Origin of the sequence: Cyanobium sp. ATX 6F1 (assembly GCF_024346315.1) — a bacterium.
In the GTDB taxonomy this organism is placed as follows: Bacteria; Cyanobacteriota; Cyanobacteriia; order PCC-6307; family Cyanobiaceae; genus ATX-6F1.
On record NZ_JAGQCS010000002.1, the window covers coordinates 379,695 to 392,085 of the forward strand.

The 12,391-nt window shown below is 66.9% G+C and carries 14 protein-coding genes; 6 read left to right on the forward strand and 8 right to left on the reverse strand.

Annotation, left to right across the window (positions count from 1 at the left end):
- Nucleotides 1-2,988, forward strand: coding sequence for a DNA polymerase I (gene polA / locus KBZ13_RS04810; protein WP_255006968.1), 2,988 nt, complete (start codon nt 1-3; stop codon nt 2,986-2,988).
- Here the strand turns inward: polA and KBZ13_RS04815 are convergent.
- From KBZ13_RS04815 to KBZ13_RS04825, 3 genes are read right to left on the reverse strand one after another with little or no spacing between them, the layout of a single operon-like run.
- Entirely contained in the window at nt 2,930-3,532 is a 603-nt protein-coding gene (locus KBZ13_RS04815; RefSeq protein WP_255006970.1) for a hypothetical protein, read from the reverse strand. The genes polA and KBZ13_RS04815 overlap by 59 nt on opposite strands.
- A 1-nt stretch (nt 3,533) precedes the next feature.
- Entirely contained in the window at nt 3,534-4,388 is an 855-nt protein-coding gene (locus tag KBZ13_RS04820; RefSeq protein WP_255006972.1) for an archaeosortase/exosortase family protein, read from the reverse strand.
- Nucleotides 4,375-5,175 (reverse strand): hypothetical protein, encoded by an 801-nt coding sequence (locus tag KBZ13_RS04825; RefSeq protein WP_255006974.1) that lies wholly within the window; start codon nt 5,173-5,175, stop codon nt 4,375-4,377. The genes KBZ13_RS04820 and KBZ13_RS04825 overlap by 14 nt, the downstream gene beginning before the upstream one ends.
- 78 nt (nt 5,176-5,253) lie before the next feature.
- On the opposite strand from KBZ13_RS04825, the gene KBZ13_RS04830 reads away from it, so the two are divergent.
- On the forward strand, nt 5,254-7,704 hold the full coding sequence (locus KBZ13_RS04830; RefSeq protein WP_255006979.1) for a polysaccharide biosynthesis tyrosine autokinase: 2,451 nt from the start codon (nt 5,254-5,256) through the stop codon (nt 7,702-7,704).
- Nucleotides 7,705-7,719: 15 nt separating this feature from the next.
- Here the strand turns inward: KBZ13_RS04830 and KBZ13_RS04835 are convergent, their stop codons facing one another.
- From KBZ13_RS04835 to KBZ13_RS04850, 4 genes are read right to left on the reverse strand one after another with little or no spacing between them, the layout of a single operon-like run.
- The gene (locus KBZ13_RS04835; protein WP_255006981.1) at nt 7,720-8,130 is read right to left on the reverse strand and encodes a type II toxin-antitoxin system tRNA(fMet)-specific endonuclease VapC; all 411 of its coding nucleotides are present in this window, start codon (nt 8,128-8,130) and stop codon (nt 7,720-7,722) included.
- Complete coding sequence (locus KBZ13_RS04840) at nt 8,127-8,417, reverse strand: antitoxin (RefSeq protein ID WP_255006983.1); 291 nt, start codon at nt 8,415-8,417, stop codon at nt 8,127-8,129. Before KBZ13_RS04840 ends, KBZ13_RS04835 begins: the two co-directional genes overlap by 4 nt.
- Nucleotides 8,418-8,423: 6 nt before the next feature.
- Nucleotides 8,424-8,813, reverse strand: coding sequence for a PIN domain-containing protein (locus KBZ13_RS04845; protein ID WP_255006988.1), 390 nt, complete (start codon nt 8,811-8,813; stop codon nt 8,424-8,426).
- Complete coding sequence (locus KBZ13_RS04850) at nt 8,813-9,046, reverse strand: AbrB/MazE/SpoVT family DNA-binding domain-containing protein (RefSeq protein WP_255006990.1); 234 nt, start codon at nt 9,044-9,046, stop codon at nt 8,813-8,815. Before KBZ13_RS04850 ends, KBZ13_RS04845 begins: the two co-directional genes overlap by 1 nt.
- 266 nt (nt 9,047-9,312) lie before the next feature.
- Between KBZ13_RS04850 and KBZ13_RS04855 the strand changes: the two genes are divergently transcribed.
- The 3 genes from KBZ13_RS04855 to KBZ13_RS04865 all read left to right on the forward strand — a co-directional run bounded on the left by KBZ13_RS04855 (nt 9,313) and on the right by KBZ13_RS04865 (nt 11,317).
- The gene (locus tag KBZ13_RS04855) at nt 9,313-9,990 is read left to right on the forward strand and encodes a hypothetical protein (protein WP_255006992.1); all 678 of its coding nucleotides are present in this window, start codon (nt 9,313-9,315) and stop codon (nt 9,988-9,990) included.
- A gap of 758 nt (nt 9,991-10,748) precedes the next feature.
- Entirely contained in the window at nt 10,749-10,988 is a 240-nt protein-coding gene (locus KBZ13_RS04860) for an AbrB/MazE/SpoVT family DNA-binding domain-containing protein (protein WP_255006993.1), read from the forward strand.
- Nucleotides 10,976-11,317: a type II toxin-antitoxin system PemK/MazF family toxin gene (locus tag KBZ13_RS04865; RefSeq protein WP_255006995.1), complete on the forward strand. Its 342-nt coding sequence runs from the start codon at nt 10,976-10,978 to the stop codon at nt 11,315-11,317. The genes KBZ13_RS04860 and KBZ13_RS04865 overlap by 13 nt, the downstream gene beginning before the upstream one ends.
- Before the next feature lie 38 nt (nt 11,318-11,355).
- Here the strand turns inward: KBZ13_RS04865 and KBZ13_RS04870 are convergent, their stop codons facing one another.
- Nucleotides 11,356-11,538 carry a hypothetical protein gene (locus KBZ13_RS04870; protein ID WP_255006996.1) on the reverse strand — a complete coding sequence of 61 codons (183 nt, stop codon included), beginning with the start codon at nt 11,536-11,538 and terminating at the stop codon, nt 11,356-11,358.
- A gap of 54 nt (nt 11,539-11,592) precedes the next feature.
- On the opposite strand from KBZ13_RS04870, the gene KBZ13_RS04875 reads away from it, so the two are divergent.
- The gene (locus KBZ13_RS04875) at nt 11,593-12,387 is read left to right on the forward strand and encodes a peptidoglycan-binding protein (RefSeq protein ID WP_255007005.1); all 795 of its coding nucleotides are present in this window, start codon (nt 11,593-11,595) and stop codon (nt 12,385-12,387) included.
- The last annotated feature ends 4 nt before the right edge of the window (nt 12,388-12,391 follow it).

Sequence of the window (12,391 nt, forward strand, 5' to 3'; positions counted from 1 at the left end):
ATGGCGGCGAAGCAGAAGCCCGAGGCACCCATGCTGCTGCTGGTGGACGGCCATTCCCTGGCCTTCCGCAGCTTCTACGCCTTTGCCAAGGGGGGCGATGGGGGCCTGGCCACCGCCGAGGGCGTGCCCACCAGCGTCACCTACGGCTTCCTCAAGGCACTGCTGGAGAACGTCAAGGGGCTGACACCCCAGGGGGTGGTGATCGCCTTCGACACGGCCGAACCCACCTTTCGCCACCTGGCGGATGTCAACTACAAGGCCCACCGCGACGTGGCGCCGGAGCACTTCTTCACCGACCTGGACAACCTGCGCGAGATCCTGGCGGGCCCCTTGAACCTGTCGTTGTGCCTGGCCCCCGGCTACGAGGCCGACGATGTGCTCGGCACCCTGGCGAATCGGGCGGCGAATGACGGCTGGCGGGTGCGCATCCTCTCGGGTGACCGCGACCTGTTCCAGCTCGTCGACGACGAACGGGACATCGCCGTGCTCTACATGGGCGGCGGTGGGCCCTACGCCAAGACCGCCGGCCCGGTGGTGATCGATCGCGAAGGGGTGATCGCCAAGCTGGGGGTCACCCCTGAAGGGGTGGTGGACCTCAAGGCGCTCACGGGTGATTCCAGCGACAACATCCCCGGCGTGAAGGGGGTGGGCCCGAAGACGGCGATCACGTTGCTCAAGGAGAACGGAACCCTCGATGGCGTCTACGCCGCCCTCGAAGCGCTCAGCGATGAAAAGGCCAGCCAGGGGGCGCTCAAGGGGGCGCTCAAGGCCAAGCTCAGCGCCGACAAGGCGAACGCCTACCTCTCGCGCCACCTGGCCGAGATCCTGATCGACATCCCCTTGCCGAGCGAACCGCGGCTTGAGCTGGCGGAGGTGGATGGCGGCGCCCTGGCCCGGCGGCTGACGGAGCTGGAGCTGCACAGCCTGGTGCGGCAGCTGGGGGCGTTCGAGCGCGCCTTCTCGGCCGATCACATCCCCCACACCGACCCTGCGGCGGCGCTGGCGGCGCCTGAGGCCACAGCCACCCCAACGCCCAACACCGCTCTACCGTCCTCCGGAGACGAACCGGCCCCAGCCGGCGCCCTGCCGGCGTTGCGGCCGCAGATCATCTCGACGCCCGAGCAACTGGAGGCCCTGGTGGCGCGGCTGCTGACGGCCAGCGATCCCGCCGCGCCCGTGGCCCTCGACACCGAAACCACCGCCCTCAACCCCTTCCAGGCCGAACTGGTGGGGATCGGGGTGTGCTGGGGCGAGGCGCTCGATGCGCTCGCCTACATCCCGATCGGCCACCAGCCACCGATGGCCGCCGATCTGCTCAGCGCCCCGCCCGAGGCGCCGGCCCAGCTCCCCCTGGAGGCGGTGCTGGGGGCGCTGGCCCCCTGGCTGGCGAGCGCCGAGCACCCCAAGGCGCTTCAGAACGCCAAGTACGACCGGCTGGTGCTGCTGCGCCACGGCCTGCCCCTGGCCGGGGTGGTGATGGACACGCTGCTGGCGGATTACCTGCGCGATGCCAACGCCAAGCACGGCCTCGAAGCGATGGCCGAGCGGGAATTCGGCTTTTCGCCCACCGCCTACGGCGATCTGGTGGCCAAGGGGGAAACCTTCGCCTCGGTGCCGATCGAGGCGGCGGCGCTCTACTGCGGCATGGACGTGCACCTCACCCGCCGACTCGCGCTGGTGCTGGCGGCGGAGCTGGCGGCCCTGGGGCCGGCGCTGCCGGCGCTGCTGGCGGAGGTGGAGCTGCCCCTGGAGCCGGTGCTGGCGCTGATGGAGGCCACGGGCATCCGCATCGACACGGCCTACCTGGCGGAGCTGAGCGTGGAACTCGGCGACCAGCTCGAGAAGCTGGTGAACGAAGCCCAGGAGCTGGCGGGGGTGGCCTTCAACCTCGCCTCCCCCAAACAGCTGGGGGAGCTGCTGTTCGAGACCCTGGGGCTCGACCGCAAGAAATCAAGGAAAACGAAAACCGGCTGGAGCACCGATGCGGCCGTGCTCGAGAAGCTCGAAGCCGACCACCCAGTGGTGGCCAAGCTGCTGGAGCACCGCATCCTCAGCAAGCTCAAGAGCACCTACGTCGATGCGCTGCCGCTGCTGGTGGAGCCGGAAACCGGCCGCGTGCACACCGACTTCAACCAGGCGGTGACCGCCACCGGGCGCCTGAGCAGCAGCAACCCCAACCTGCAGAACATCCCCATCCGCACGGCCTACTCTCGGCGGATCCGCAAGGCCTTCCTGCCCGAGGAGGGCTGGAGCCTGATCAGCGCCGACTACAGCCAGATCGAGCTGCGCATCCTAACCCACCTCTCGGGCGAGGAGGTGCTGGTGGAGGCCTACCGCCGCGGCGACGACGTGCATGCGCTCACCGCCCGGCTGCTGCTGGAAAAGGATGAGGTGAGCGCCGATGAACGGCGCCTGGGCAAGACGATCAACTTCGGGGTGATCTACGGCATGGGCGCCCAGCGGCTGGCGCGGGAAACAGCCCTCAGCCAGGCCCAGGCCAAGGAGTTTTTGAGCAAGTACAAGCAGCGCTACCCGAAGGTGTTCGCCTTCCTGGAGTTGCAGGAACGGCTCGCCCTCAGCCGCGGCTACGTGGAGACGATCCTGGGGCGGCGGCGCCCGTTTGAGTTCGATCCCAACGGCCTCGGGCGGCTCAAGGGCAAGGACCCGCTGGAGATCGAGCTGGAGGTGGCGCGCCGGGGCGGCATGGAGGCCCAGCAGCTGCGGGCGGCGGCCAACGCCCCGATCCAGGGCTCGTCCGCCGACATCATCAAGCTGGCGATGGTGCAACTGCACCACGAGCTGATCGCCCGGCAACTCCCAGCGGCGCTGCTGCTGCAGGTGCACGATGAACTGGTGCTGGAGGCCGCCCCCGAGGCGCTCGAAACGGTGCGCGAGCTCACCCGCACGGTGATGGAGAACGCCGTTCAGCTCAGCGTGCCGTTGGTAGTGGAGACGGGCGTGGGGCCGAACTGGATGGAGGCGAAGTGAGGCTCGTTGGTGGGGCAGCCGTGCGGCCGATCCACAGGCAAGCGTTGCTTCGCTGAGGCCGAAGCCCCGCCAGCCAGAGCCCCTGCTCGCCGCCCGTGGGCTGGCGGGCGCCGAGGGCGCGGCTCAGCTCGGCATTGGTGCGCAGCTCGGGGGAACCCAGGCCAAGCCTTGGCGGCAGCTGGCAGCTGCCCCGGGCTCCGGGCCCCAGCAGCGCCGGGGCGATCTTGCTGAGCTCGAAATCAACGCCGCGGCCGGAGGAGCCATGGCTGATCCAGCGCAGGGCCATGCGGGCGCCATCGGGGGCGCGGTAATCGGCGCCGGCCAGGGCGAACAGCTGGCCCGGCAAGGGCTTGCGGTTGGCGCCCAGGGGCACCCGGGCGAAGATCCGGCCGCCCTCCACCAGCTGAGCAGGAAACGGGGGCGATGCCTCCACGCCCGGGAGGCGGAACCAGCTCTCGAGGCTGAGCAGTGTCGCCCAGCCCGTGAACAGCACCAAAACCCCCGAGCGCAGATCCAGACGCAGACCCGACCACTGACCGGCCATCTCAGCCTCCGGAGCGCTGGCGGCTCAGCTTCCACTCCAGGGAGGCCACCACCAGGGCGGTGGTGCCGCCCATGGCCAGGAGTGAGAACAGGCTGGAGCCCAGGCCGATGTGCCAGAAGTCAAAGCCGCGCAGCTCGTTCCACCAGCCCGGGGCGGGCTCGGGATCGGTGAAGCCCAGCAGCGCCACCCGAAACCCATTGACCACAAAGGCCACCAGCACAGCGCCGGCCGCCAGGGCCAGCTGGGTGCGGAGCCGGTGGGCGGGCACCAGCAGGGCAAACAGCACCACCGCCGCCACGCAGAGGCTGATGGTGTTGAGCCCGAGGCAACCCTGGCCGACCTCGAGGCTGCGGCCGGGCAGCTGCACCACGATCCCCTCGGCCAGGGCCGGCTGGCCGCCGAGCCAGAGCAGGAAAGCCGAGAACTGGGCGGTGAGCCGCGCCAGGCCATCCGGGGGCAGCAGCGCCTGAAACAGCAGCATCGCCGGCGGCAACAGCCCCAGCAGCAGCAGCTGGCGGAACAGCCGCGCGCGCGGGCCGGCGGCCGACACCAGCGCCAGACCCAACAGTGCCGCCAGGGGCAGCAGGTGCACGAGCGGGTCATAGAGCCGCATCGCGAAGCTGAGCACCAGCAGGCACCAGAGCAGCAGCAGCAGCCCCGGCAGCAGCAGGGCGGGCGGAGCGGGGGGGAAGCGGCGCTGGTCGCGGTCGTCGTGCAGCAGCACGGCTCCCCCCAGCCAGACCAGGGCGGCCATGATCGCGTAATCGCCGGCGCCGGGGCCGCTGCGGGTCATCAAGGTGAGCTGGCATGCGGCCAGCCCAGCCAACAGAACCAGGGGCAGATCAGCCGGCTTCATCCGCCTCGGCTTCAGCAAGGTCCCGCGCCTGGCGGGTGGCCTTGATCTGATCGATCCACGATCCCAGGCGCCGCGGCCAGAGCAGGCTGACCAGGAGGTAGAAGCAGGCGTAGGTGGTTGCGGTCAGGGCGAGGCGCAGGTTCTCCTTGAACAGGTTGCCGGCGGCGTCGGAGCGACGGCGCAGGTCATCGGCGCGGAGGTTGGCCTCGGCCCGATCCAGCAGCAGCAGGGCCGCCTGGCGCTGCCGGGCGACGGTGGCATTGGCGTTGGCCAGGGGGGAGCTGGGATCGGCCAGAACGGCGCGGAAGGGGGGCTGCTGCTCGAGCAGACGGCGCAGGACGGTGGCGTCGGGGGCGGCGTTGAACTGCTGGCGCAGTTCGGCGAGGCCTGTGAGGTTGGCCTGCAGCTGCCCCTTGAACTGGGCCAGGCCCTGGCTCTGCACCTCCCCGGCCACCGCCACGATCGCCACGGCGGTGAGCAGATAGAGCAGGGCCACCAGCCGCAGCAGCGGTCGCAACCAGATGGCCAGGCGCGCCTCCCACAGCGACGGCGCCGCCTCACCGGAAAGGCCTGCATAAAGCACCACCAATGCCACCACCGGCAAGGTGGAGCGCTCCAGAATCTCGCGCAGGCTGCCGAACAGCCGCTCGGGCTGGGCGAGGGCAAAGGGCAAGGCCGCCGGCACGGCGCTGACCAGGAACAGGGCCAGCAGGGTGTAGGCGGTGACGCGTGCGAAGGTGCGGCCACGGCGCCCGCTGAACCCGGCCGAAGCGGAAGGGTCGGTCATGGCCGGGAGCCTATGGCAGTCGGATCAAGACGGCCAGCCTTGCGGGGCCCCATACGATGCAGCCACGATGGCAACCCCATGACCCGCAGCAGCGCCCCTGAACAGGTGACCTGGGAGGGCGGCGGCGCGCCGAACCCGGAGCTGCACGCCCCCCGGGAGCTGCCGAAGGCGGAGAAGGAGTCGTTCAACCTCACCACTCTGCTGCGGGTGATCCGGCGGCGGCGGCGGCCGTTCCTGCTCACCGTGGTGGTGGTGACCCTGTTTCAGGTGTCGCAGACGCTCTACAAGCTCTACTTCGATCCGGTGTACCAGGGGGGCTTCACCCTGCTGATCTCCCATCCAGTCAACGACCGTCCCAGTGCCAGCGGTGGCGGCAGTGGCGGCAGCGCCGGCAGCGATGGCGGCGGCGCGATCGAATCACTGGCGCGCAACAGCTTCTCGATCGATGTGCCCACCTTGATCAAGGTGCTCGAGAGCGGCGCGGTGCTCGAACCGGTGTATCTGGAACTGGGCAAGCAGGGCGTCAAACCGAGGCTGCTGCCGAGCATCAATGTGTCGCTGGTGCCGGTGGATGCGGTGCAGAAAAGCGGCCTGGTCGCCCCCGGGGTGCTCAACATCAGCGGCAAGGGCTCCGACCAGCAGGTGGTGGAGAAGGCCCTGAAGCTGGCCGAAACCACCTACCTGAGCTGGGCCACCAGCCAGCGCCAGGAGCGCCTCAACGATGGTCTGCGCTTCCTCGATCGCCAGGCGCCCCTGCTGCAGGCCAAGAGCAACGAGGTGCAGCTGGAGCTGGAGCAGTTCCGCAAGGCCAACAACCTGCTGCAACCCAGCGAGGAGGCCCAGGCCCTGCGCCAGCAGATGGAGACCCTGAGCACCCAGCTGCTCACCCAGGGCAGCGAGCGCAAGCAGTTGCTGGAACTGCAGCGCGACGTGGCCAGCGGCCGGCTCAGCGCCCGCAGCTTCTCGATCGGTTCCGGCTCGGGCGCCAATGGAAGCGGTGCCAGCACGGGCGGCACCGGCACCACGGCCAACAGCCTCGCGGCCAACCTGCCCAACCAGGCGCTGCTGGATGAACTGCAGCGCCTGGAGCAGGAGATCGCCGAAGCCCGCTCCCGCTATCAGCCCAACTCACCGGTGCTGGTGAGCCTGCTGGCGGCCCGCGACCAGCTCAAGCCGCAGCTGCAGCGCAAGCAGATGGAGGCGGTGGACGCCGCCCTGCGTCAGAACGCCAACGCGACGGCCTCCAGCCGCGCCCAGATGGGGCGGATGGTGGGGCAGTTCCAGCTGCAGCCGGCGCTGCTGCGCGAGTTCGACGCCCTCAAGCAGAAGCTGGAGATCGCCGACGGCAACCTGGCCAACTACCTGCGCACGCGCGAGCAGTTTCAGCTGGAGCTGGCCCAGCGCAGCACCCCCTGGAAGGTGATCTCCCCCACCAGCGTTTCGCTCACCCCGGTGGAGCCCTCCTTGAACAAGGGGCTGATCCAGGGGCTGCTGCTGGGGCTGGTGGCGGGCGCGGGCGTGGCGCTGCTGCGCGACCGACTCGACCATGTGTTCCACAGCCCCCAGGAGGTGCGCGAAGACCTCAAGGTGCCGCTGCTGGGCCACATGCCCTACGTGAGCTTCTTCGACGGGGTGCGGCGCGACAAGCGCTTCCTGCTCCAGGAACTCGACTTGCAGACTGACGAGGTGGGTGGCTACCAGCGCTTTTTTTACCAGGAGGCCCTGCGCAACCTGTTCACCAGCCTGCGCTTCCTCAACACCGACACGCCGCTGCGCTCGGTGGCGTTCACCAGTTCGGTGCCCTCTGAGGGCAAGAGCCTGCTGAACGTGCTGCTGGCCAAGACGCTCTCGGAGCTGGGGCAGCGCGTGCTGCTGGTGGACGCCGACCTGCGCAAACCGCAGATCCACCACCGGCTCGGGCTCGACAACCTGCGCGGGCTCAGCAACCTGCTCACCGAAGAGGCGATCGACTGGCGCGAGCTGCTGCAGGAGGTGCCCAACTATCCCGGCTGGAGTGTGATCACCGCCGGACGCCGCCCCCCCGATCCGCCGCGGCTGCTGGGCTCGGAGCGCATGGGCGAGATCGTGCGCACGTTCAAGGACAGCGGCGACTTCGACCTGATCCTGTATGACACCCCGCCGGCCCTGGGGCTGGCGGATGCGGCCCTGGTGGCGCAGCACCTGGAGGGCATCGTGCTGCTGGTGAGCCTGAACCGGGTGGATCGCTCGATGCCGGCGGAGGCGGTGGAGCGGATCCGCGATGCGGGTGTGCCGCTGCTGGGGGTGGTGAGCAATGCAAGGCGGCCCAGGGGCGAGAAGGCGGGGGCCTACGCCTACGGCTACGGCTATGGCTACGCCAGCGCCCGCTCCTACCAGGGGTACGGAGGCTTCGATCCCGGCTCGGCCTACAGCTACTACGAGAGCAAGGGCGCCGACCCCGACGCCGACGAAGGGGCCCTGGCCAAGGTGCCCCTCAGCCGGCGCCTGGACTCCTGGAAGCGAAAGCTCAGCCGCTGGCTGGATGGGTGAACAGGGGGCATGGCCTCATTCGCTTGGATCAGCCTTCCAATTCTCGATGGCGAGCTCCTGCACGCGTCTGAACTCCCGCTCGTTGTTGGTCACCAAGGTGAGGCCCCGGCTGAGGGCTTGGGCCGCGATCAAGGTATCGAGGGGCCCGATGGGTTGGCCCCGTTGTTCGAGGCGGGCGCGGACATCGCCGTAGACCATCGCGTCCTCGGAGTTGAACGGAAGGATGGCGATGGGCGAGAGAAAGGCCTCCAATCGCTGCAGGGTGGCCTGAGGGGAGTTGCTCTTGGACGCCCCTGACCTGAGCTCTGCTTCCGTGATCACGCTGATCGCCACATCCCAACGGCTCACCGAAAGGAGCCGTTTCAGCACCAGGCTGTTCCCTTTGATGGCGAAGATGCAGGTGTCGGTGTCCAGCAGATAGATCAAACCAGCCGTTCCCGTTCGTCCAGAAGCCCCTGATCAGGCCGAACGAAGTCGTCTCCAACACCTTGGAACGACTCCAGATAATCCTCGGGCCAATCCTCCAGCGGCTCAAGGATCACCGCTCGACCTTGCCTCCGCACCAGCACGGACTCGCCGGAAAACCGAAACTCCTTCGGCAGTCGCACCGCCTGGCTGCGGCTGGTCCAGAACAACTTGGCGATCTTGGCTTCGTCCATCGGCGGATCGCTGGTAGATACCATGATACGCACCACCGCAACAGAGTCTGCCACGCCCGATCAGCCCAACCACTCCTGATCCAGGCGCTGGATCGCCTTGAACTCCGGGTCCTTGTGCACGAGCACGGCACCCTGGGTGAGGGCCGCAGCGGCGATCCAGGCATCCACTACCGATAGGGCGTGGGTGGCCTTGATCCGCGCGGCCTCGCTCAGCAGAGGTTCGCTGGACTCGATCCAGCCCAGCGGCAAGGAGCAGAGCTGCTCATAGGCCAGGCGGCCAGCCTGCTCCCCTTCGTCTTTCCAGACCCGGTAAAGCACCTCCATGCGGGTCATGAAACAGGCCAGGCAGCGTTGCGGGCCGCCCAGCAGGGCCTCAACCCGTTCAGCGCCGGCCTCGTCGTCCCGCAGGGCGAGCAGGGCTGAGCTGTCGAGCAGCACCAGCGTGCCCATCAGCTCTCCAGCGAAGCGTCCCGCCTGCGCTCGGCCAGCAACCGGGCAACAGCGCCTCCTTGCTTGCCCTGGCCCCGAAAGGCCTGCACCGGTGAGGGATCCACCGGCACGACCCGGATCGTGCCGTCGCTCTCCACGCTCCACTCGAGCCGCTGGGAAGGCCCCAGCGCGAACCGCTGGCGGATGGCCGCCGGAATCACGGTCTGACCACGGGCGGTGATCGTGCTGCGCATGGTGAAGTACTGAATTGGCTCTATGGTAATTCATTTCAGCCTGTGCGACCCAGCTGACAGGCCTCAAGCCGTGGCTGGGGCGGCAGCAGGGGCGCCAGAGGCCTGCGGGATCCCTCATCGCAAGCTCTCGCCGAGCGGACCAACGAGCGGCGCTGAACGCTGATGGCGGCTCGGTTCTCAGGCGTTGCTCAGGTTGTTCTGAGCCTGGGCCCAAGCTTGGAGGTTGACGGTTGAACTAAGCTCGAGCCAACGATAAGTATTTTGACTTGAAGGCCCTCCTGCCAACCCTGCTCGGTGCCGGCTGTGTGGCGGGGCTGGTGTTGGGGGTGAGCAGCCCGGCGGAGGCGATTACTTATTGGATCAGGAGCGGAACCTACACCTATTCCGGCTCGACTGGAGCACCAACATTCAGTGGCTATTTCGACTGGGATGGTTCTGCGCTCAGCGGTGGATCGCTGACTGTTAGCGGCTCCAATCCTTTAGGTGGCACCAGTACAACGTATTCAAACGTTGCCTACAACGCCAGCAATCCTGTATCACCAAATTCATTCCTTACCTTCTTCAACAACCCTGGCCAGACTCCTTCAGGCATCACATTTCAGCTGACAGGCGTACTTTCTGCAGCCCCTAACGGCACTTCCACGGCAACATTTTCCCCTACCCTGACAAATACTTACTTTTGTAGCGATTATAAGTCAGGCAATAAGGTCCTAAATGCCAATACTGTAACCACAGGCAACGGAACCAATGGTATCAATACAGATAATGCACCTGTTGGGGGTTGCGAAGGCAATAAAACTGCACTAACCAGCCTCAGCGGCACGATCGCCGCTCCGGCCCCCACGTCCTGGCTGGGTCTCATTGTCTTGGCTCCTCTGTTTGCCCTTCGCCGTCGCTACGCCGACCTCAAGACCAAACTGGCCTCTTCCCCAGGCCTTGCCTGAGCTGAGGTCAAAAGCTCACACTCTTCCTGTTCGATTTGTTGGGCAATGGCAGAGCATCTTTCGTGATTGGAGTTGTCACCAACGATTGAGCCCAGCCCATCAATGCATCAGGCCAGTAAACCTCGATGGATGGATGCTCGATCCAACGATCTTGTTGCCCGATTCAGCACCCTTCAGATCACGATTCCCCCGATAGGTAGGAAGCACGCCCTCATGGAGCCAGGGAAATCACGGCCCGCTGCCAGGAATGGGCCCATCGTGCCGAAGGCTCCCAGCCGTTGATTCAGCTGGTGCAGCTAGTGCGGCTGGTGCAGCTGGTCGGGAGGTTGCTCCACCATCACCCAGGGCAACGCTGGGAATCCCAGGTTCACTGAAGCGATCTGGCAAGGAGCCGCTATCAAAGCCATGGCTCCCCATCGCCGTGAATCAGGCGATGAAAGCCCCGAAGCATTCGAGCTCAAGGTCCGCTCGATCCTTGTGGCCCACGACCAGAGCAAAGGTCTTGAGACCTTCATGGGCCGCAGCGGCCGGGTTTCAGAGCGGCTGAATCGATCGAGGCCCCTCAGCCTTGCCTGGATGGAAACCCTGCCGTTCGGCCCGGGGAGTCCTGCTGAGCTGCTCGTATACAACACCCATCCAACCGCCCGGGCAACAACGAACCGGCCGTCGGGGGCGAAGGTGGGGGCATCGAGAGGCGCAGATCCAATCAGGCGATGACGACGTGATTACAATGTGATTACGTCGTAGGGAGGGATGCCTTGAGGGCCAAGCTCATCAACATCGGCAACTCGAGGGGGATTCGCCTCTCCAAGCCCCTGCTGCAGGAAGCTGGATTGACGGATGAAGTCGAGATCCACGCTGCCCCAGGCCTGCTGACGATCACGCCCGTTGCATCAGGCCGTGCCGGCTGGGCTGAGGCGGCGGCCAGCTTGGGGGCCGAAACACTCCTGGATGAACCCAGCGCCACCCTCTTCGACGCTGGGGAATGGGTCTGGTGAGCGGCCTCCCTGTGGCCCGTGGGGATGTCTTTCTCGTGGCCTTGAATCCCACGCGCGGCCCGGAGATCACCAAGACCAGGCCCGCCTTGATCGTCTCCCCCGATGAACTGAATGCCCACCTTCGCACCTTCATCGTTGCGCCCCTGACAACCGGAGGGCACCCCTATCCGTTTCGAATCGCCTGCCGCTTCGAGGGCAAGGCTGGTCATCTCGTCCCCGATCAGTTGCGCACCGTCGATCGAGAACGGTTGGTCAAGAAGCTGGGCGTACTGCCTGAAGAAACGGTGTTACGCGTTCTTGAGGTCTTGCAGGCGATGTTTGCTCCTTGATCAGTCCATTCCCAGCCTGTAGCGATGCAGCAGCCAGCTCACCGATCCGCCCACTCCTGGCGCAGCTGATCCTCGAGCGTCAGAGCATCGCCTGGCCGATCGCTCCAGAGCCCGAACACAGTGCCGTGGCTGGGCTGCTGGCAGAGGGCCTCCAGCTGCCGCCGCTCCTCCTCGGGCCAATCGATGCTGCTGCCCACAATGACGTGATCTGGTGTCGACATTTTATGGAGGTCAGCCCCTAGATTCCGCCGTCGGTTCACGCCCCAGCCACCACCATGACCACCGCCGCCGACGTGTTGCGCCTCGCCGCCGGGGAGATCGGCTTTGGGGAAACCGCCTCCAACAACATCACCAAGTACGGCGCCTGGTACGGCCTGCAGTCGGAATGGTGCGGCCTGTTCTGCTCCTATGTGTTCCACCAGGCGGGTCTGCCCCTACAGGTCACCACCGCCAAGGGTTTCAGTTATTGCCCCTTTGCCGTGGCCTGGTTCAAAGAACGGGGCTGGTGGATTGAACCCCGAGCCGGCGCCCAACCCGGGGATCTGGTCTTCTTCGATTGGTACCCGGGAACGGCCGATTCCGATGCCTGGCATGTGGGCCTGGTGGAATCGATTCAGCCCAGCGGCCAGGTGATCTGCATCAACGGCAATATCGGCCCCTTCCCCGCCCGCGTGCGCCGCGATCGCCATCCGATGGCGAACGTCTACGGCTACGGCCGGCCCCGCTTCGATGGGCTCAGCGCGCCGGCGGAAATCACGGGCGCCCCCGCCTGGCCAGGGATCTACCGCAGCCTCACCAGTCCGCTCAGCGCCGGCCAGGACGTGCTCGCCTGGCAGCGGCGCCTGATCCAGCTGGGCTGGAACCTGGGCGCGTCCGGCCCCACCGGCCAGGGCGATGACGGCAGCTTCGGCCCTGTGTCCTACCAGCAGCTCATGGCCTTCCAGCGCGCCGCCGGCCTGGAGGTGGATGGCATTTTGGGCCCCGAATCCTGGCGGCTGGCCTTTGCTGAGAACGCGCCCAGGGGAGCCGAAATAGGATCCAACGCACAAGCGAGCAAGACGGCGGAGTGAGGGC